This window comes from Gramella sp. MAR_2010_147 (assembly GCF_900105135.1).
In the GTDB taxonomy this organism is placed as follows: Bacteria; Bacteroidota; Bacteroidia; order Flavobacteriales; family Flavobacteriaceae; genus Christiangramia.
On sequence record NZ_LT629741.1, the window covers coordinates 806,778 to 826,463 of the forward strand.

At 35.7% G+C, this 19,686-nt stretch carries 19 protein-coding genes; 13 read left to right on the forward strand and 6 right to left on the reverse strand.

Annotated elements, in window-relative coordinates; genetic code table 11:
• Positions 1–34: 34 nt before the first annotated feature.
• Positions 35–430, reverse strand: a complete 396-nt coding sequence (locus BLT95_RS03545; protein WP_231896404.1) for a DoxX family protein — start codon at positions 428–430, stop codon at positions 35–37.
• 201 nt (positions 431–631) lie between these two features.
• Here BLT95_RS03545 and BLT95_RS03550 point away from each other — a divergent pair, with 201 nt between their 5' ends.
• The 7 genes from BLT95_RS03550 to BLT95_RS03580 all read left to right on the forward strand — a co-directional run bounded on the left by BLT95_RS03550 (position 632) and on the right by BLT95_RS03580 (position 9,058).
• Positions 632–1,138 carry a DUF4402 domain-containing protein gene (locus tag BLT95_RS03550; protein WP_157718009.1) on the forward strand — a complete coding sequence of 169 codons (507 nt, stop codon included), beginning with the start codon at positions 632–634 and terminating at the stop codon, positions 1,136–1,138.
• A gap of 212 nt (positions 1,139–1,350) precedes the next feature.
• Positions 1,351–1,836: a DUF4402 domain-containing protein gene (locus tag BLT95_RS03555; RefSeq protein ID WP_089664765.1), complete on the forward strand. Its 486-nt coding sequence runs from the start codon at positions 1,351–1,353 to the stop codon at positions 1,834–1,836.
• A gap of 86 nt (positions 1,837–1,922) precedes the next feature.
• A complete protein-coding gene (locus tag BLT95_RS03560; RefSeq protein WP_089664766.1) occupies positions 1,923–2,417 on the forward strand; it encodes a DUF4402 domain-containing protein in 495 nt (164 codons plus the stop codon).
• Between the two features lie 25 nt (positions 2,418–2,442).
• On the forward strand, positions 2,443–3,261 hold the full coding sequence (locus BLT95_RS03565) for a fimbria/pilus periplasmic chaperone (RefSeq protein WP_089664767.1): 819 nt from the start codon (positions 2,443–2,445) through the stop codon (positions 3,259–3,261).
• A 3-nt stretch (positions 3,262–3,264) separates the two neighbouring features.
• Positions 3,265–5,946: a T9SS type A sorting domain-containing protein gene (locus BLT95_RS03570; protein ID WP_089664768.1), complete on the forward strand. Its 2,682-nt coding sequence runs from the start codon at positions 3,265–3,267 to the stop codon at positions 5,944–5,946.
• Positions 5,947–5,951: 5 nt separating this feature from the next.
• Positions 5,952–6,455: a DUF4402 domain-containing protein gene (locus tag BLT95_RS03575; protein ID WP_157718010.1), complete on the forward strand. Its 504-nt coding sequence runs from the start codon at positions 5,952–5,954 to the stop codon at positions 6,453–6,455.
• A 101-nt stretch (positions 6,456–6,556) separates the two neighbouring features.
• On the forward strand, positions 6,557–9,058 hold the full coding sequence (locus tag BLT95_RS03580; protein ID WP_231896405.1) for a hypothetical protein: 2,502 nt from the start codon (positions 6,557–6,559) through the stop codon (positions 9,056–9,058).
• Here the strand turns inward: BLT95_RS03580 and BLT95_RS03585 are convergent.
• The gene (locus BLT95_RS03585; protein ID WP_089664771.1) at positions 9,055–9,555 is read right to left on the reverse strand and encodes a GreA/GreB family elongation factor; all 501 of its coding nucleotides are present in this window, start codon (positions 9,553–9,555) and stop codon (positions 9,055–9,057) included. The two genes, BLT95_RS03580 and BLT95_RS03585, sit on opposite strands and share 4 nt — an antisense overlap.
• A 131-nt stretch (positions 9,556–9,686) precedes the next feature.
• Between BLT95_RS03585 and BLT95_RS03590 the strand changes: the two genes are divergently transcribed.
• Both BLT95_RS03590 and BLT95_RS03595 read left to right on the forward strand, forming a co-directional pair.
• Positions 9,687–11,498, forward strand: a complete 1,812-nt coding sequence (locus BLT95_RS03590) for an SLC13 family permease (RefSeq protein ID WP_089664772.1) — start codon at positions 9,687–9,689, stop codon at positions 11,496–11,498.
• A 24-nt stretch (positions 11,499–11,522) separates the two neighbouring features.
• Entirely contained in the window at positions 11,523–12,761 is a 1,239-nt protein-coding gene (locus tag BLT95_RS03595; protein WP_089664773.1) for a glycosyltransferase, read from the forward strand.
• A 78-nt stretch (positions 12,762–12,839) separates the two neighbouring features.
• Here BLT95_RS03595 and BLT95_RS03600 read toward each other — a convergent pair whose 3' ends face one another.
• Entirely contained in the window at positions 12,840–14,171 is a 1,332-nt protein-coding gene (locus tag BLT95_RS03600; protein ID WP_089666837.1) for an aspartate kinase, read from the reverse strand.
• A gap of 99 nt (positions 14,172–14,270) precedes the next feature.
• Here BLT95_RS03600 and BLT95_RS03605 point away from each other — a divergent pair, with 99 nt between their 5' ends.
• Both BLT95_RS03605 and BLT95_RS14540 read left to right on the forward strand, forming a co-directional pair.
• Positions 14,271–14,915, forward strand: a complete 645-nt coding sequence (locus BLT95_RS03605; protein WP_089664774.1) for a hypothetical protein — start codon at positions 14,271–14,273, stop codon at positions 14,913–14,915.
• 286 nt (positions 14,916–15,201) lie between these two features.
• Entirely contained in the window at positions 15,202–15,336 is a 135-nt protein-coding gene (locus tag BLT95_RS14540; protein WP_262490120.1) for a hypothetical protein, read from the forward strand.
• Here the strand turns inward: BLT95_RS14540 and BLT95_RS03610 are convergent.
• Genes BLT95_RS03610 through BLT95_RS03620 form a run of 3 tightly spaced genes read right to left on the reverse strand, consistent with a single transcriptional unit; the run spans position 15,333 to position 18,382 of the window.
• Positions 15,333–16,406: a transporter substrate-binding domain-containing protein gene (locus BLT95_RS03610; protein WP_089664775.1), complete on the reverse strand. Its 1,074-nt coding sequence runs from the start codon at positions 16,404–16,406 to the stop codon at positions 15,333–15,335. The two genes, BLT95_RS14540 and BLT95_RS03610, sit on opposite strands and share 4 nt — an antisense overlap.
• Positions 16,407–16,451: 45 nt before the next feature.
• The gene (locus BLT95_RS03615; protein ID WP_089664776.1) at positions 16,452–16,913 is read right to left on the reverse strand and encodes a 3D domain-containing protein; all 462 of its coding nucleotides are present in this window, start codon (positions 16,911–16,913) and stop codon (positions 16,452–16,454) included.
• Positions 16,914–16,918: 5 nt separating this feature from the next.
• On the reverse strand, positions 16,919–18,382 hold the full coding sequence (locus tag BLT95_RS03620) for a Gfo/Idh/MocA family oxidoreductase (protein WP_089666838.1): 1,464 nt from the start codon (positions 18,380–18,382) through the stop codon (positions 16,919–16,921).
• 197 nt (positions 18,383–18,579) lie between these two features.
• Between BLT95_RS03620 and BLT95_RS03625 the strand changes: the two genes are divergently transcribed.
• Together BLT95_RS03625 and BLT95_RS03630 are read left to right on the forward strand one after the other, a co-directional pair.
• On the forward strand, positions 18,580–19,011 hold the full coding sequence (locus BLT95_RS03625; protein WP_089664777.1) for a peptidylprolyl isomerase: 432 nt from the start codon (positions 18,580–18,582) through the stop codon (positions 19,009–19,011).
• 147 nt (positions 19,012–19,158) lie between these two features.
• Positions 19,159–19,569 (forward strand): OsmC family protein, encoded by a 411-nt coding sequence (locus BLT95_RS03630; protein WP_089664778.1) that lies wholly within the window; start codon positions 19,159–19,161, stop codon positions 19,567–19,569.
• Positions 19,570–19,686 lie beyond the last annotated feature (117 nt).

Here is a 19,686-nt window from a genome sequence, read left to right on the forward strand (position 1 = left end):
AAAGGAAAGCTTTCGCTTTCCTTTTTTTATGCTGTTATTTTTTGTTCTTATTAATATAAAAATCCAATGAATACTTCCCTCCTCCTGTAAAAGCCAGTAAAATAAATCCAAACATATACAGTATAGGTAATTCCTGCTTCATAAATCCATCTGGGACATGAACTATAAATGCCGCAACGGCCATAGTTATTATTAGAGGAATTGCCGCAAATCTTGTAAGAAAACCTAATACAATAAATACAGAGCATACAAATTCTGCAAATACAACAAGCGTATATGATATTTCTTCCCCAAGGCCAATTGGGTCTGCAAATTTTAATTCATCTGAACCAAAGAAATCAATAAGTTTAGGATAGCCATGTGTAAGCATTAATGTAGCGATGGCGATTCTAAAAATTAATATACCAAGGTCTACATTCCTTAAATTCAAGTTTGTTATATGTGTTTTGTTTAGCATTTTTTGAGATTTATTCTTAGACTATTGGAAATATATACATTTCATTTTTATTAATCTCTAATTCATAAGCACCTATAAATGTAAAGAAATATTCTATTAATGGAGAAAAATTGCATTTCATCGATTTTATATGTTTTTTATCGATTTATATTAAATTTTGTTTTACATTTAGATATGTTAGAAATCCAGAAACATCTTTTTCTTTTTTTTAGTCTTCTGATGTTTTCCTTTTACGGAATTGCACAAAACAGTGCCTCTGCATCTTTTACTGCTTCAGTGAAAATAGTAGAGCCTATATCTGTACAAACTACTGAAAACATGAATTTTGCAAGTATTGATGCAAGAAACGGCGGATCTGTTATTCTTAATCCAGACCATACCAGAGAAGCAATAGGTGGTGTGCTACTTGATAATGCTTCAAATGTTTCAGCAGCTGTTTTTGAAGTAAAAGGTCAGAATGGATATTCTTACAATATTGATTTACCAGAAGGTTCTTTTAGAATGGTAAATGGTGCAAATGAAATTGTAGTAAAGGATTTTGAGATGAGCACTTCCAGCGCCACTTTAAATTCAGATTCTCAAGTAATTAGTCTAGGTGCTACACTATACATAGAGCCAGGACAGAAGCCCGGAATATATAGTACTCCCTCTCCTATAGAAATTATGGTAAGCTACAATTAAGCCATACAATTTTTCCAATGTAAGTTTTTTCTTCCTCTAATTCATCAGTCGAGATCTTAAATCCTCTGATGAATCCATGATTTGCACAATCCTTAAACGATCATTATACACACTTCAACGAGTTTAATCCACTGTTCAACGAAAATTTTTGGTATGTCCTACTTTATACTCCCATATTTACCCCGCTAACAATCTATTAAACCTACCTAATTATGAAAAAAATTACCCTACTCGCTTTATTAGCTGTAACTGGAATTTCGTTTGCTCAAACAGATGGAACTGCAGATGTGAATGCTGAAATTGTAAGTCCAATTGAAATAAATGATGGGACTGCATTAAACTTTGGATCTATTAATGGTACTGCTACCGGAGGAGATGTTACAGTAAAAACAGATGGAAACCGGGTTTTCGGAAATACCGATATGGAAATTACTTCTACTACTACCGTTACCGCTGCACAATTCTCTATAACCGCTGGTAATGGTGTAAGCTATGATATTTCTATACCTTCTACCGTTCTTACTGGTGCAGGTACTGATATGAACCTGGTTTTTGCTCATGATAGAACAGGGCCTGCCGAAAGAATTGGTTCTGGAGCTGCTCAGGAACTTAATGTTGGAGGTACTTTAACTGTGAATGATGCCCAGGCTGCTGGTGCTTATGAAGGAACAGTGACCGTAACTGTAAATTACAATTAAGTTAGAATATTAAATTTATTAAATCGCTGTCTGGAAATGGCGGCGATTTTTTCAATTAAATTATTTTTAATTTAAATTGTAACCAAATGCGCAGTTTCTTATATATCTTTTTGTTCTTTTTGAACGCGTTCGCTTTTGGTCAACAATCATCTACTGCAGAAGTTAACAGTACGGCAGTAATCGTTGAACCTATAGAGATTTCTAAGAGCTTAGATCTTCATTTTGGAAATGTTATAAGCGGATATAATCCTGGAAGGCTTGTTTTATCACCTGAAGGTACTCGAACAGCTTTTGGTCTTCAATTGTCAACAGGTAGTCCTGGTCAGGTAAGTGCTGCCGAAGCTATTGTAAAGCACGGAAACTACGATTATTCAATCACACTGCCGGAGACCTTCAAACTTTTTAACGAAGATAACCCTAATCAATTTCTTTTGATCGATGATTTCACAGTGCAACCTGAAGTCACCGGCGAAGAAATAGATATATTGAAGATTGGAGCAACTCTTAATCTGGAAGCTAATCAGGCTTCTGGGTTTTACACAAATGCTACCGGTTTCAACGTCACAGTAACCTATAATTAGATTACATTAAATTTCAATGCTCCTAATGATCTCAAAATCTAACTTTCTACCTACTCTACTTCTTATTATTTGTTTTCAGGGAATTTCATTTGCACAGGGAGACCTTATGATCATGCCTAAGCGGATAGTTTTTGATGGATCTCAAAGATCACAGGAAGTGAATCTGGTTAATACCGGCAGTGACTCTGCAACGTATGCTATTTCATTTATCCAGTATAAAATGAAGGAAGATGGAGGTTTTGAGCAAATTAATGAGCCGGAAGAGGGACAAAGATTCGCCAATGATTTTCTTAGATATTACCCAAGACGAGTTTCTCTGGGCCCCAATGAAGCTCAAACCTTAAAAGTTCAGGTTACAAGAACCGGAAATCTTGAAAATGGAGAATATAGATCTCATTTATATTTCAGGGCGGTTGAAAAGCAAACAGCTTTGGGCAGCGAAGAAACCAGTGAGGCAGAAAACAACATTTCCATCAATATAAAAACGGTTTTTGGTATTAGCATTCCTGTGATTATACGAAATGGAAAATCTTCTACCGTAATTGAATTGAATAATATCGATCTAGACACAGACAATGACGTTATATTGTCTATGGATATTCATAGAAAAGGAAACATGTCAGTTTACGGGAATTTATCCGTGAAACATATTGTAGACGGAAACGATCCCATTAACATAGGTATAGTTAAGGGAATCGCTATTTATACTCCGAATAAAAAACGTGAATTTTCATTTATACTACAGAATACTGAGAATGTAGACCTCACTAAAGGAGTATTGGAAATAACCTATGAATCTGAAAAGGGAGAAGTCTTTGCCAGAACTATTCACGAACTGGATTAAACTATGCTAATCAAACATCATAGGAAAATATTACTTTTAATTTTAATTATCCTGTTTTCAGTATCAATAACCAATGCCCAGGAAGATTTTACTTTAACTGGAAATTATACTATTTCAGAAAATGAATCTGAAGAGTACGAAAACCTTAACCTTACAACGAACTCAAGTCACCTAATAGTAAATGGAACACTTATAGTTCATGGCAACCTTGACATGAGTGGTAATAAATCACAGTTTACCATGGGAAGTTCTGCTGTGGTCATAGTTTATGGGAATTTTATAGGTTCAAATAAGGTGGACATTTCTATTTCTTCATATTTGATTGTCCAGGGAAACTTTACAAGAAGAACAGGTTCAAATCAATCCAATATTGATATAGATAATGGGAATGTCTATATTTTTGGTGAAGTTGATGGATGGCAGGATGAGTTTACGAGTTGTGATGATTATAATGGCAATACGTCAGGAGTATCCAATGAGGAATGTGAATATGGAACAGAAAGTGATTATGAGGATAATATTGAAGATTTTCCATCAGAAATCGCAGACAAACTTAACTGTTTCAACTTAACTAATCCAGAAGATCAAACCTCTTGCGAGGGTAATAATGTTGTATTCAATATTCAAACATCTACAAGTCGCAACGTTTCCTATCAATGGCAAGTTAAGGCATCAGGGAGTGATGCTTATACCGATATTGTGGGCGCGAACACTATAAATTTATCTTTAAATAATATTACCAATGACATGGGCGGAAACCTCTATCGCGTAAAAATCAGAGCTGAGGAAACAGGATCAGGATGTAAGGTTTCTATATCCAAACCTGCAGCCTTAATTATAGATACAGTATTTGATTGGACGGGGGCTTTGGGATCAGATTGGAACAACCCAGGAAATTGGTTGTGTAATACTATTCCAAACATTAACTCTAACACCACAATTTCGTCTGGACTTACCAATTATCCTATAATTAGTTCTGGAGGTTCTGCCACAGTGAATAATCTTACTATTGAATCTGGTGCAACTTTGGAGATTTCTGATAACAACCTTGAAATTTACGGCTCTATTTCAAATAACGGTGAAATTATTGCTAATGCAGGGACTTTGGTTATGAAAGGTTCTTCTTCAGCACAAAGTCTACCTTCAGGTCTCTTCAGAAATAATAGAATTTTGAATCTTGAGATTGACAATCTTAATTCAGTGATATCAAATACAACTATAGAGCTTTCTGGTTGGTTAAAATTGACTAATGGTAACCTTTTTACTAATGATGATTTTACGCTAATTTCCAATGCTGCCAAAACTGCTTTGATTGATGGTTCTGGTAACGGCGAGATTATTGGCAATGTGAGCATGCAGCGATATATTGACCCGGCATTTGGGTATAAATATTTTGGTTCTCCATTCAGCAACACCACTGTAGGTGATTTCTCTTCCTATGTAGATCTAAACTCAGAGTTTCCTTCAGTCTTCAAGTATATGGAAGACAGAGAAGATGCAGATGGAAATGATCTCTCTGGCTGGGAAGCCTATACAAATTCTGTTTCTGGGTTTAATATTCTGGAAGGATATGCATTGAATTTTGGTACTGCAGGAGGTGAATTAATTTTAGATATTAATGGAACGGTAAATAATGGTGATGTTACCCGGAATTTGAACACTTCTAATGGAGACTACACAAAAGGCTTTCATCTTGTATCCAATCCCTACCCCTCTCCTATTGACTGGAATATGATACCTAGTTTATCAACCAATATAGATAATGCTGCTTACTTTTTTAGGGCAGATGCAACAGATGAATATGGTGGAGCCTATACTTCGTATGTTGCAGATATAAGCAGCTCTGGAACTGGAGGCAGTATAGTCCCATCTATGCAAGGTTTTTTTATACACGCAAGCGATGGCACTTCGAGCTCAGTTCTTAGGATGAATAATGGTGTAAGAGTCAATGATTTTTCCCAGGAATTTTATAAAAATCAGGTTACAGTAAATGAACCTGGCTTGATTAGAATTTCAGCCGGCTTTGGGAATAAAAACTATTCAGATCCTTTGGTTATTTATTTTAATAACAATTTATCATTAGATTTTGATCGGGAGAATGACGCTTTAAAACTATATAACTCTAATAAAGATCTCCCAAATTTCTATTCGATTACTAATGATGGGAAAGAGACATCTATTAATGGAATGCCTGCTATTGATTCACAGAATAAACTTAGAATACCGCTAGGGATCAAGACAGAAAAACAGGGAAGACTAAACATTAAATTAGAAGATCTGGAGAATATAGAGGAAGATATTCAGGTATTTCTGATAGATCAGGAAAGAAGGGTTTCAGTTAATTTAAAAGAAGAAAATTATAGTCTGAATCTCGAAAAGGGAACGTATAAGAATAGGTTCTTTCTTTCATTTTCACCAGATAGATTTCCCGATCCTTCCATACTGTTCAATGACCCATTCAGTCTTATGGATACTTCAGAAAAGATAGGAGTTCGCATGCATCTGAATGAACGGGAATCCGGTCATTTAAGAATTAGCAATATTAACGGTCAATTACTAAAATTAATTCAGGTAACTGGCGGTGAAGATATCAACTTTAGTAATATACAAAGTACAGGAATTTACCTGGTGACTTTTATTTCGAACCTTCGCCAGTTTTCTAAAAAAGTAATCGTAAGAAAATGATAAAAATGAAACATTCAGGAAAAATTTTTATTCTGGTTCTTACTCTGGCATTTATGACAGTAAATAAAGCGGAAGCTCAGGAGAACCCTCCAGTTCCTATAGAAGTAGAAGTTAGTACCGTACAGTTTCTAAATTTTGGTGCTTTTGCGGTAGGAAATTCTATTGGGACGGTAAGTGTAGATTCTAATGGGACCAGGACCTGGACTGGAGATGCTACCTTACTTAATACAGGCGCTACGGTTTCTCCTGCTTTATTCGATGTTTATGCGAATCCCGGAACTCTCATCAATATTAGCCATGCTCCAAGCTTCACATTATCTGGCACAAGTGGTCAAACCATCGAATTGAAAATTGACAGTTATAGTACTGGAAAAACTTTTATTACTAATACAAACTCCCAGACACCTACACCGGTTTATGTAGGTGGCACATTAAATCTAGGGGCGATTTCGGCCAATGGTCCCGGAGCATATAGCGGGTCCTTTACAATCACTTTTATTCAGGAATAAAATAGATTTAAGTTTCAATGAATTCTGTTACCCCAAACAAATTCTTACGATTATTTTTTCAATTTTTAATTGTCTTCTTAATTCTACCTAGTAATTCAAGAATGTTTGCTCAGGAGTATCCGGAGTACGACGAACTGGTTGTTGAATTAACTTCTCCAAGAACCGGAACCCTGGAGATTCCAATCGCTATAAAAAATGAAAAGGCCTATATTTCGTTTTCAGACCTCTTTGATTATTTTAAGCTTAAGAATGAATTGAATCCCAAAACCGGGGCGATTTCTGGTTATATTATAAATCCTGAATCACCATACAGAATAGATCTGGAGAATCGCATTTTAAATTTTAGAGAACAATCTATTAGTCTTTCGGAAAATGATTTTATTAAAACACCAACGACCTTTTATTTAAGATCAGAACTCTTCGGAGAAATTTTCGGCCTAAATACCAATTTTAGTTTTAGAGCACTTTCAATACAATTCGATACCGAATTAGATCTGCCCTTATTTAAAGAACTGCGTCGGGAAAAAGCTCGTAGTAATCTGAATAAAGTAAGGGGAATAATAGAACCAGATACCACTATTAACCGAAAATATCCATTCTTTAAAGGAGGGATTCTGGATTGGGGAGTAACCACCACCCAACAAACTAATGGGCCTGAAGATAACAGGTTAAATTTAGGCGTGGGTACGATGATCGCTGGAGGAGAAACCAATATTTTACTGAATTATTCCAATCGTATTCCATTTACCAGTAGAAATCAATTCTATCAATGGAAATATGTAAATAACGAAAGTGCCCTTTTTAAGCAGGTAACGGCGGGTAAGATTTTTACGGGTGCTACCTCTTCGCTATTTGCACCCGTAGTAGGTGTCCAGCTTACCAACTCCCCCTTGATAAACAGGAGGTCTTATGGAACCTATGTTCTGAATGATTATACACAGCCCAGATGGACCGTGGAGTTGTATGTAAACAATGTTTTAATAGACTTTGTACAGGCAGATGCCTCCGGTTTTTATTCTTTTGATGTCCCGTTAATGTACGGTAATACAAATGTAGATCTTAGGTTTTTTGGTCCATATGGGGAGGAGCTTACTGAAACCCGAATAATTAACATCCCGTATAATTTTGTTCCCAAAAATGAGCTTGAATATACCTTGAGCGCCGGAGTGGTTGAAGATAGACAGAACAAAAGATTCTCCCGGTTCAATCTAAATTATGGTCTATCAAACAGTATAACCATAGGTGGTGGTGTAGAATATCTTTCTGAAACTAGTAGCGGAGAAGTAATGCCATTTTTAAATACCTCCATAAGACTGGCATCAAACCTGCTATTTTCAGGGGAATATACTTATGGTGTGAAAGGAGAAGGATTACTAAGTTATAGAACTCCTTCAAATATGCAATTTGATCTTAATTATACAAAATATCACGAAGATCAGACAGCTATTAATTATAACTATTTAGAAGAACGGGAATTTCGTTTTTCTGCTCCTATTAAAACAAAGGCATTTTCTGCATACACTCGTTTTAGTCTAAACCAGATCCTCCTGCCAAACACAGAGTTTACAACGGCACAGTTTTTATTATCTGGCAGCCTTTTAGGAGTTAGTACAAATCTAACTACCTATGCGATCTACAACGACAGGCTAGACAGACCAACAATTTACAGCTCGCTATCCCAAACCTATAGATTGCCATATCAGTTTTTGTTTTCTCCTCAGATACAGTATGATCTATCAGAACAAGCACTGAGAAATATTAACCTGGAAGTGGAACGTGTGATCTTTAAAAAGGGATTTCTGAATCTTTCTTATGAAAATAATTTTCTTAGAAATGCCCACACCTTTGAGATAGGTTTAAGATATGCTTTCAATTTTGCACAAACATCTGCTACTTCAAGAATTGGAAATAAAAATTCATCATATATACAATCTGCCAGAGGAAGTTTGAGATGGGATGATAATACAGGTCATTTAGAAGTCTCTAACAGACCCGGGGTTGCCCGCGGTGGAATTACACTTATCCCCTTTCTGGATCTCAATAATAACGGTAAAATGGATGCTATGGAAAAAGGAGTTGCAGGTGTTAAACTTAAATCTAATCCAGGGATCGCCAGTTATAATGAAGATAAAACCGTGATTCGATTGAATGATCTCCAGCCCTATTTAAATATGTTACTGCAAATTGATACCAATAGCCTGGATAATATTGCATGGACGGTTGATAACCCGAATATTTCAGTGGAAACGGTTCCCAATCAATATAAAGCGATCTATATTCCGGTAAAGGTGATTGGAGAAGTTGCAGGGTTTGTGTCTTTAAAAGGTAAATCTGGACTTAAAGGTCAGGGCCGGATACTCGTAAATATCTTTGATGAAAACTCTCAAAAAGTAGCTTCAGTACTAACAGAAGGTGATGGTTACTTCAATTATCTGGGACTTGGCCCTGGAAATTATATAGCGAAAGTTGATGCACAACAATTAGAAAAACTAAACTTCAGAAGTTCTAAACCCCAATCATTTCAAATTGAAGTAAGTGAATATGGTGATATTGTTGATACTCTTGAATTTACGATTGAAGCTAAAGAAGAAGCTAATAATTAATAGGAAATAGCCAGTACTTTCAGCTTTCTCGTTTCAGCACCCAATGTAAAGTTGATCTCCTCGCCTACTTTCTTTCCTGTAACTGCTTTTGCGATAGGCGCCACGAAAGCGATCTTTTTCTTTTTAATATTGGCTTCGTCTACTCCAACAATCTGAAATTCCCGGATCTGTCCTGAATTTTCATTTTGAAGTTTCACATTTGCACCAAACCTGATTTCATCTTCAGGCTGATCTTTAGGATCTAATAGTCTGGCTGTTTGCAATCTTTCAGCCAATAAATTTATTTTCCCATCGATCAAACTTTGAGATCTTCTTTTTTCAGTATCATTTTCAGCTTTCACCTCTGCTCTTTCATTTTCCAGATCTTTTAATTCCTGTTTTAATTCAGTAAGACCATTGGGGGTTACATAATTTATAACTCCCTCAGGAATGGCTGCTCTGGGAGGAATTAGAACCGGTTCTTCCTGATCTTCTTCTTTTACAAAACCTCTGCTCATAAGTTAGTTTTTATTCTATCTATAAATTAGATCAATTCAATTATCATAACCAAAACAGGAATCATAAATATTTCAGAAAGTAAGAGAGATAAACAAACTAAAATCTATTTTTAATGATTTAAAAGCCAATCATGTCTCTGGAGATTATCATTCTTTTCGGTATCATTATTAGTGTAATATTTCTCTTTGCTCTGGAGGTTTTCCCAGTTGATAAGATTGCGTTTTTTATAATGGTAAGCCTTTTACTCACGAATTTAATTAGTCCGGAGGAGGCCATCTCAGGATTTTCAAGTCCGGCAACCATTACCGTACTAGCCTTAATGATCATTGCGATTGGACTCGAAGATAATGGGGTTATAGACTGGCTTGCTAATGGTTTGAAAAAATTACGTGGCCTGCCTTTATTCTTTATGGTTCCGGTCTTTATGTTTATTGCCGGTGGCATTTCAGCATTTATTAATACTACCGCGGTTGTTCTTGTTTTCGTAAAGATTATCAACGAATTAACAGAGAAATATGATATCCCTAATTCCAAGCTCTTACTTCCCATATCATTTGCTGGAATTATCGGTGGTAGTTGTACACTTATGGGAACTTCTACCAACCTTATTGTAAATGCCGTCGCTGTTAAAAGAGGAGTTGAAAGGTTTAGTTTCTTTGAATTTACCTGGCTAGGTGGGATATTTCTTGTGATCACGATTATCATTGTGAGTCTGATGGCTCATTTTCTACCTAAAAAGCAAAAAAACAGTATTTCTAATGTATATGATCTTGATGAATTTATCACCAAAGGGATTGTAGCAAAGGATTCCGGACTTATTGGAAAGAACATTCAGGATGTTTTTGGGAATGAGGCTGAAGGGATTGAGGTAATTAGAATGAAACGCGAAGCGGTGATTAATGAGCACCCTGGAAAATATACTACACTTAAAGAAGGCGATCAGTTATTATTAAGATGCAATATTGAACAACTTATAAAACTCAAAGAATCTGGGGACCTAACCATCATTAAAAAGATAGATCAAAAAAGTACTGAATTAGAAGATTCAATAGATGATAGTATAGAAGAAAATATTCAAGTAGTAGAATTACTTATGCTTCCCAATTCACCTTTGATTGGTAAAAGTATTAAAACAGTTGGCTGGTACGATCTTCACGGAGCAGTTCCTTTGGCCATAAGAAAGCGAAGGAGTTTAAGAAATCCAGGACGAAGAATATTCGACAAAAAATCTGATGATATTGAACTACGTGTTGGTGACCGGTTGCTAGTAGAGGTAACAAAAAATGATCTGGAGAACCTTAGCAAAATGGATAACATTAGTATTCTGCAGGAGCACAGTGATATCAAGGTTAGCAGCATCTGGAAGAGAAATTTAACCTTTGGTATACTCCTCCTGGTCATTGGTCTTTCTGCATTTTCGATATTCCCCATTTTAAAAAGTGCTCTTATAGGTTGTTTTCTTATGATCTTTTTAAAATGTATAAACCTTGGTAAGGTATATTCACAGGTTAACTGGCAAATTATATTCCTTCTGGCAGGTATGATCCCTCTTGGTGTCGCTATGAGCAATACAGGTGCCGACCAGTGGATTTCAGATAGTCTTTTGAGAATATTTGAAGGTCAGGCTAATTTTGTGATCATTGGTCTATTATTCCTGGTGACCATGTTCCTGAGTGGTTTTATTTCAAACAATGCCACTGCCATTATCATTGCGCCCATCGCAATTACCATTGCTGCAAATTTAAATTTAGATCCTAAACCGTTTATTCTGGCAGTTCTTTTTGCCTCTAACTTTAGCTTCTTCACTCCCGTAGGTTATCAAACCAATACGATAATTTATGGAATGGGAATTTATAAATTCAAGCACTTTTTATTGATTGGGGGTGTGCTTTCCATCGCACTTTGGATCACGGCGACCCTACTTCTTTCGGGGCAGTTATAAAATGTTATTTTTGATAAAAAATTAATGCTGAAACTGCTTGTTATTGGATACGTCTGGCCCGAACCAAAATCTTCTGCTGCGGGAACGAGAATGATGCAATTATTAGATTTCTTTAAAAATGAGGACTATCAAATCACTTTTGCAACTACGGCACGTAAGACCAGGAATAAAGCAGATCTTGAAAGTTTAGGTATAGACACCAGGAACATTAGATTAAACGATCCTGAATTTGATGCTTTTCTAGAGGATCTAATGCCAGATACCGTTCTTTTTGATCGTTTTATGATGGAAGAACAATTTGGCTGGAGAGTAGATACTATTTGTCCAGATACTTTAAAGATTTTGGATACTGAAGATTTACATTTTCTAAGAAATGCCCGACAGCAAGCCTATAAGCAGAAAGGCACTGCACAGGAAATATATTTAGATTCAGACCTCGCTAAAAGAGAAGTGGCAGCTATTTACAGGTGTGACCTTAGCCTTATAATTTCTGAAAAAGAATTTTCGCTGTTAACTTCTGATTTTCAAATTCCACAGGATATTCTTTTCTATTTGCCGTTTTTATTGAAGCCTATTTTTGAAAGTGATCAAAATAATCTTCCGGCTTATCCAGATCGCAAAGATTTTATAAGTATTGGTAATTTTCTTCATGAGCCCAACTGGAGCGCAGTATTATATTTAAAAGAAAAAATATGGCCTGAGATAAGGAAAAAACTTCCTGAAGCAAAAATGCAGGTTTATGGAGCCTACCCTTCTCAAAAGGTTTTGAATCTACATAATCCAGAAGAGAATTTTATTGTAAATGGCTGGGTAGAAGATTCACAGGAAGCAACGAAGAATGCACGGGTATGCCTGGCTCCTATTCATTATGGAGCGGGATTAAAAGGCAAACTTGTTGAGGCTATGCAACAGGGAACCGTTTCTGTTACTACCAAGATTGGTGCTGAAGGTATTAATGCTGAATTTGAATGGAATGGCTATATAACCCAATCTGATAAAGACTTTATTCAAAAATCAATTGATCTATATACAGACAGGAATCATTGGGAAACAAAGCAAAAATCTGGATTTGATATTATTAATCATCGTTTTAATAAAGAAGTACACCATGTCAACTTCAGGCAAAAATTAAAAAGAATTCTCACTGATATGAAATTTCATAGAAGTAAAAATTTTACAGGAAAAATGCTGAAACACCATTTACATAGAAGCACTTATTTTATGTCCAGGTTTATTGAAGAAAAAAATAAAAACAAGAATTAAAAAACCGCCATTTGCAAAAGCAATATGACGGTTTTCACTACACAAAAAAACAGTTTAATCAAACTCTAAACAAAACTGTTAAACAGGTTTAAGGTGGTTTACAAATAGTTTTTCATTTAACTTTTGTAACACTTCTATTTTGTTTCTGGTATCCACCAGAAGTGAAATATTGTTATTGCTTCCTCCATAAGATATCATCCTTACAGGTACATCCTGCAAAATCTCAAAAAGCTTTGAAGTACCTCTATCTTCTATAAGCCCTTCACCAACCACACAGATTATACTGTGATTCGAATCAACACTTGTCTCTCCATATTGTTCGAGTTCGGAAAGAATTAGATCTAAATTAGATGTGTTATCTATGGTTAAAGAAATGGCGATTTCTGAGGTGGTGATCATATCTATAGAAGTCTCATAAGTATCAAAAACTTCAAATATCCTTTTCAGGAACCCATGAGCCATTAACATACGGTTGGACTTAATCTTAATTGCCGTAATTTCATCTTTGGCAGAGATAGCTTTAAGTCCTTTACGTTCTGCGATAGCACTAATACAGGTACCCGTTGCTTCTGGTGTAAAAGTGTTCTTTAGGTAAACGGGAATGTTTTTACCAATTACAGGGGATATGGTTTGTGGATGAAGGATCTTCGCGCCAAAATAAGCAAGTTCAGCTGCCTCTTCAAAACTTAGTTGAGAAACAGGATGGGTTTGCTCTACAAATCTTGGATCGTTATTATGCAGACCGCTTATATCTGTCCAAATCTGGATTTCAGAAGCTCTAATAGCAGCTCCAAGGATAGTTGCCGTATAATCACTACCTCCTCTTTTTAAGGTACTGATTTTCTTCTCTGAATTAAGACGGACAAACCCTTGAGTAATTAAGATCTCATTCCCTACAGCAGATTTGAGACTATCATTCAACAACTCTCCAACAAGACCGGTATCTGGATTTTCAAGATTACTTATATGCATAAATTCCCTGGCATCCAGCAAAGTATTTCCAAGAGATTCAAATTCTAAATATTTACTGAATATAGAAGTTAAAAGCCTTTCACCGGTAGTGGTTATTTTTGAGTCGATCTCTAAATTCCAATCTAATTGACAATCATTCTCGAGTGCTTTTAGCTCTGAACTAATATGCTTTTTAATTAATTTATTAGAAACTTCTTCAGTTATTAATTCATCTATCAATGAGAAATGCTTTGTTTGAAGCCTATTAATTCTTTCAGAAATTTCTTCTGAACTTCTATTTTTCACTAATTCAGATAGCTCAACCAGTTGGTTGGTCACACCAGACATAGCCGAAAGCACCAATAACTTATCCCCCTGTTGATTGGAAATAATATTTTTCACATTTCTAATACTGGCAGCAGATCCAACAGAAGTACCTCCAAATTTTAAAACTTTCATAACCTTTAATTCAGGTTGCATAGGTATTATTAAAATAAAGTGACTCAAAAATTGTATTTCATTTTATATACATTTGTACAAAATGTATAATATTTAACAATGAAGACCATTACAACATGTGTTCACGATATTATTAGGCATCAACCATTTTTAGATGATGCTATTGCCAGGGATATTGTAAATTTTAGCGGATTAGCCGCTGATATTCAGGTACAGGTAGAAAAGGAAATGAGAAAGCCGGTTAAACAGGGAAGTATCATAATGGCCCTGAGGCGTTATGCACCGAGCAGGACAAAGGTAAACATGCAAAGTTTACGTGAACTGGGAGATATTATAGTACGTTCAGGAATAACCGAATACACTTTTCTTAATTCAAAGACGATTATTGCCAGTAAAATTAAGTTGATGGAAGGCGTAAAAGATCAAACAGGAGTTTACTTAAATTATTCTAGCAATTACCAGGAAAGCAATATTCTGGTTTCCTCTTCTTTAACCGACCTTGTGGAAAAGTGCTTTAGAAGTGAAGTGAGAGTTTCTATTAAAGAAAAACTTTCTTCAATTACTATTGAATTGCCTAAAAATAGCTCTCAAAGTGTAGGACTTTACTTCTATATTTTTAAACTACTGGCGTATGAAGGAATTCCGGTATTTGAAATGATTTCTACTTCCAATTACTTTGCCTTATTCCTGGAGAAGGAGTATGTAAACAAGGCTTTTTTATTAATGAATGAGATAAAACAGTAATTTACCAGTATTCATAATAAACACCAGTCATAGCGATCACAGCAACAATCACTATCAAGGCAATAGCAATGTATATCGCTTTATTCACTCCTTTTCTTGCGACCCGTAAGAATTCTAAATCAGACTTTCTTTTTGAATTATTTTGAATAAACATTGTTTGGTTGGTTATAAAAAGGCATACAATATACTAAAAATCAATTATTTAAATAAGTCAGAATTAATTATTTCATAAAGCCTGTTATTTTCAGTGCGCTAGTATTTAAATTTATTTCAAAATTGATAAACTATGAAAAATATCATTAGAGCGCTCATTGCTGGATGGGGAGCTAAGAAATTGGGAGGTGGTTGCGGTTGTGTTGGTATAATCGTAGTTTTTATTATTCTCTGGATCCTCCTGGGATATCTTGGATTAGGTAGTTAATTATAGTCTTTAATTAATGTTGCCCATTCCATACTTTTCAACGTTCTAATAAGTACCGGGTTTACCTCCTCCAGTAGTTTAGAATTTTTTGGAAAGGCATAGCTATAATAGTCTTTTTTTAGGCTTTGTCCCAATATTTCCAGATCATCAGATAGCTGTCCTCTTTCAATTTCAAAATTTAAAATTGGTTCATCATAGACGAACAATGTGGCCTCGTCATTTAAAATTGTTTGTAATCCTTCTTCTCCATTACTCACCAAATTGGTTTCTATATTATACAGCTCAAGTAATTCCTGAGAACTGGAACTTCTAACAGTAGTTACTTCAAACCTTTCCAGATCCTGAATATTTGTTATTTCTTCATTAATACTTTTTACAGTAAGGGAGGAAGCTATCCCAGCAGTAAAACTGGAAATGATAATTACCGCCATAAACATCCATATGAGGCCAACAATCCTGCCTCCAGTTGTTCTTGGAGATTTATCACCATACCCAACAGTGGTCATTGTAACTGCGCTCCACCAGAATCCCTGCATCATTCCTTTAAAACTGCCTCCAAATTCCTCAGGGTTTTTCTTTCGTTCAAAAAACCAGACCAATATTCCAAAAATGAATATCACCAGTAATAATAGTAATATAACAGAGAAAAAATCCCAGCTAAAAAAGTTTCCTATATGCTTTAAAAATGTTGATTCTTTCTTTTTTGCAACACTTGTATGTGATATAAAATAAGGTTGTGAGAAGTCCATCCGTTTCATACGACTATCGGTAACGGTAATGGGATTTACGCTTAGATCTACCTCACCATTCTCTACTCCATTTAATAAACTACCAAGATCGTCATACTCCTTAAACTCGTACTCTACCTGAAGTTGTTCGTTTACCATCTTCCAGGAAGCGATACTCAAACCAGAATATCCTTGCGGACGTTTTTCTACAAAAGGAGGAGTTTCAGTAATACCAATTACAAGTTTTTTCTGAATTCTAAGCGAGTCCTGCTCTTGAGAAAATCCTTTAAAAAAGATTAATAATAGTGTTAGTAAAAGGAGGATATTTCGAAAAATGGGCATCAATAAATTTTTAAAGGTCGAATATAATATAAAGATCTCAGACTTCTATTCTTTGACTGCTTCGTCCTTTTGAAAGACATATGAGATATTAATTTTTTTTCTTCCGAATTTTTTAGCCTTGTTCACATCTTTTCCCATGTAGATATCTATTCGGTTTCTCCAGCGATAATGCATTTTGTCTTTCACCAAAAATACGCCATCAAATCCTTCAATTTTAATTTTCGAATTATGATCCAGACCTAATTTCAGGAGATCTCTGGAAACAGCAATAGCTTTCATTCCTGGTTTAAGAGTGTCTCCCCACGCTGTTATACTAGGATGGCCTTCGGTTTGATATTCAAGAGAATTATATGCTGTCGCCGTCACACATATAGTATTCCAGTCCAAAGCATCTTCTTCTGAGTCCAGTTTATTACATGAGGATATTATAATTAATAGTATCCCCAAAATTCCCGGAACATGGAAAAGCTTGCAGAAACTTAAAAAATATTTTTTTAAACATTTCATACTACTTATAAAGTAAACCCTTCAGGATAGTCACGCTTTACAAATTGGTTCGCTTCATCAAAATTGGTTACTTTCATATTTTCTGCATCCCAGATCATTTTAATATCTCTTCCAGGGTAATAAATTTGATCATTCCCTTCTTCATCTTTACGTGTTTTTTGAATATCATAACCTCTTATGGCAAGATTAGCAACCAACAAAGATTCTGTAAGGGGACCGGCAATCTCGAATGGAGAACTTAATGTCTTATTCCCATACCCGGCTATAGCGGCATTTACCCATTGTGCATAATGCCCGGCCATACCATCCTCTACCCTTTCATACTTTACAGGTACATTTACTTCTGCTGTTTTTGAGGTTGGCAATAATTTTGGATTCAAGCCATAGGTTCCACACATCATTTTTCCTTTAGACCCAATAATTAAGGCTCCATTTCCGCCATCACCAAAAGTTTCATCAGGACCCAGTTCCTCTGGACGCATCGGTTTAATACCACCATCCATCCAGTGTAATTTAATATCTTTTGAAGTTGATTCTTTTCCATCAAAACTCATAATTACATGACTTGAAGGTGGACAACTCTCTGGGAAGTATCCTCTTTTGAATTCGTCTACATAAACGCTTCCAACACTACATTCAACATCTTTAGGATATTTTAAACCTAGTACACTAAACGGTGGTTCAATCAAGTGGCAGCCCATATCTCCTAGTGCGCCAGTTCCATAATCCCACCAGCCTCTCCAGTTAAAGGGAACCAGTCCGTCTACATACTCCTTATATGGCGCGGTTCCCAGCCAAAGCTTCCAGTCAAGTTCAGTTGGTATGGCTGAAGTTGTTTTAGGCCAGGATATTCCCTGGGGCCATACAGGGCGATTGGTCCAAACATAAACTTCTTCTACTTCTCCAATTAAACCGGCATCGTACCATTCTTTCATTAATCTTACACCGTCTCCAGATGCTCCCTGATTCCCCATTTGTGTCACTACCTTATATTTTTCAGCAGCTTCGGTTAATTTTCGGGCCTCATAAATATCGTGAGTTAAGGGTTTTTGAACATAGGCATGCTTCCCAAGCTCCATGGCCGCCATCGTTTGTACAGCGTGGTTATGATCTGGGGTTGCAATACTTACCGCATCAAAATTTTTAGCTTCCTTATCATATAATTCCCTGTAATCTTTATAGTACTTTGCTTTTGGAAAACGCTCTCTTGAAATTGCTGCTCTGCGATCGTCGACATCACATAAAAACGCAATTTCAGCATTTCCACTTTCATAGAAACTAAGCAGGTCTGACTGTCCTTTACCTCCCACCCCAATTCCAGCAATTAAAAGTTTATCGCTTGGAGCGGTGAATCCCGGTCCTCCAAGTACATGCCGTGGTACGATCATTATTCCGCTGGCCGCAATAGCCGACTTTTTCATAAAATCCCTGCGAGAGTTTTTATTTGTTTCTTCCTTAGGTTTATTCATCATATAATCAATTAGTTTGACAGAATTGAGGTCATAAAATTTAAATTGAGTCTCTAATTTAATTAAAATATGACAAAATGTATCATTATCGGTTATTCTGTCGGTTAATTAGACGTTCGGCAGGGTACTTGCAATTTCTGGCATTAAATGGTTAAGATTAATTTTTAGCCAAAATTAAAATTGAAAAAATACTTTTTATGAGTCAAGTAAAGCAAAATGACGCCGTTAAGGTACATTACACAGGAAAGTTAGAAGACGGTCAGGTTTTCGATAGTTCAGTAGAACGTGGAGAGCCAATAGAATTTACTCTAGGACAGGGTCAACTTATCCCGGGTTTTGAGGAAGGTCTTATCGGTATGGAAGTGAAAGAAAAGAAGACTATCAATATACCAAAAGAAGAAGCTTATGGTGAGCCTAAAGCTGAGTTAATTCAGGAAGTTGAAAAAAATCAGCTACCGGAAGAGCTTAAACCAGAAGTTGGAATGCCACTTGTTTCTAAAGGACCTGATGGTCGTGAGATCAACCTTGTAGTAACAGAAATTAAAGATGAGAGCATCGTAGTAGATGCAAATCACCCACTTGCGGGGAAAGATCTTGTTTTTGATCTTGAAGTTGTTGAGATCAAGTAATCTCAATATCATTTATATTAAAAAGCCTGAAAGTTTCTCTTTCAGGCTTTTTTTATTAACGCAGTTCTATTTTGGTTAAGATTTTTATAATTCCTTTCTAATTCGTGCAATGCGCCTTAATTTAGAGAGAAATCAAAAAAAACAATTATGAAAAGAAAAGGATCGGCCATTTGGAAAGGCTCTTTAAAAGAAGGAAATGGAACTGTAAGTCTTGAAAGCGGTGTTCTAAAAGATGCTCAATATTCTTTTAAGACCCGTTTTGAAAATGGAAAGGGTACCAACCCTGAAGAACTTGTTGGAGCAGCTCATGCAGGATGCTTTAGCATGCAACTTTCAGCTTTCTTAACCGAAGATGGATTTACACCTGATAAACTGGAAACAACTTCAGAAGTTACTTTTGAAGATGGGGAGATCACAAAATCCCATCTAATATTAAATGCAGTTGTACCAGGTATTGACAAAGATAAATTTGATAAGATCGCTAATAAGGCAAAAGAAAGTTGTCCACTGTCCAAGTTGTTAAAAGCTGAAATTACTTTGGAGTACGATCTTAAATAGAGAATCAAAGTTTAATGCCATCAATACATTAATAATTTATAACCATGAATGTATTGATGGTTTCTTTAATAATATGTATAAAGTCTATAAACGAATCATAGTAGGCTAAGACCTCTT

Bases quoted from the DNA above. Each gene is read 5' to 3' on its own strand.
- BLT95_RS03550 (WP_157718009.1), top strand. From the start codon at position 632: ATGTTAGAAATCCAGAAACATCTTTTTCTTTTTTTTAGTCTTCTGATG.
- BLT95_RS03555 (WP_089664765.1), top strand. From the start codon at position 1,351: ATGAAAAAAATTACCCTACTCGCTTTATTAGCTGTAACTGGAATTTCG.
- BLT95_RS03560 (WP_089664766.1), top strand. From the start codon at position 1,923: ATGCGCAGTTTCTTATATATCTTTTTGTTCTTTTTGAACGCGTTCGCT.
- BLT95_RS03565 (WP_089664767.1), top strand. From the start codon at position 2,443: ATGATCTCAAAATCTAACTTTCTACCTACTCTACTTCTTATTATTTGT.
- BLT95_RS03570 (WP_089664768.1), top strand. From the start codon at position 3,265: ATGCTAATCAAACATCATAGGAAAATATTACTTTTAATTTTAATTATC.
- BLT95_RS03575 (WP_157718010.1), top strand. From the start codon at position 5,952: ATGAAACATTCAGGAAAAATTTTTATTCTGGTTCTTACTCTGGCATTT.
- BLT95_RS03580 (WP_231896405.1), top strand. From the start codon at position 6,557: ATGTTTGCTCAGGAGTATCCGGAGTACGACGAACTGGTTGTTGAATTA.
- BLT95_RS03585 (WP_089664771.1), bottom strand. From the start codon at position 9,555: ATGAGCAGAGGTTTTGTAAAAGAAGAAGATCAGGAAGAACCGGTTCTA.
- BLT95_RS03590 (WP_089664772.1), top strand. From the start codon at position 9,687: ATGTCTCTGGAGATTATCATTCTTTTCGGTATCATTATTAGTGTAATA.
- BLT95_RS03595 (WP_089664773.1), top strand. From the start codon at position 11,523: ATGCTGAAACTGCTTGTTATTGGATACGTCTGGCCCGAACCAAAATCT.
- BLT95_RS03600 (WP_089666837.1), bottom strand. From the start codon at position 14,171: ATGAAAGTTTTAAAATTTGGAGGTACTTCTGTTGGATCTGCTGCCAGT.
- BLT95_RS03605 (WP_089664774.1), top strand. From the start codon at position 14,271: ATGAAGACCATTACAACATGTGTTCACGATATTATTAGGCATCAACCA.
- BLT95_RS14540 (WP_262490120.1), top strand. From the start codon at position 15,202: ATGAAAAATATCATTAGAGCGCTCATTGCTGGATGGGGAGCTAAGAAA.
- BLT95_RS03610 (WP_089664775.1), bottom strand. From the start codon at position 16,406: ATGCCCATTTTTCGAAATATCCTCCTTTTACTAACACTATTATTAATC.
- BLT95_RS03615 (WP_089664776.1), bottom strand. From the start codon at position 16,913: ATGAAATGTTTAAAAAAATATTTTTTAAGTTTCTGCAAGCTTTTCCAT.
- BLT95_RS03620 (WP_089666838.1), bottom strand. From the start codon at position 18,382: ATGAATAAACCTAAGGAAGAAACAAATAAAAACTCTCGCAGGGATTTT.
- BLT95_RS03625 (WP_089664777.1), top strand. From the start codon at position 18,580: ATGAGTCAAGTAAAGCAAAATGACGCCGTTAAGGTACATTACACAGGA.
- BLT95_RS03630 (WP_089664778.1), top strand. From the start codon at position 19,159: ATGAAAAGAAAAGGATCGGCCATTTGGAAAGGCTCTTTAAAAGAAGGA.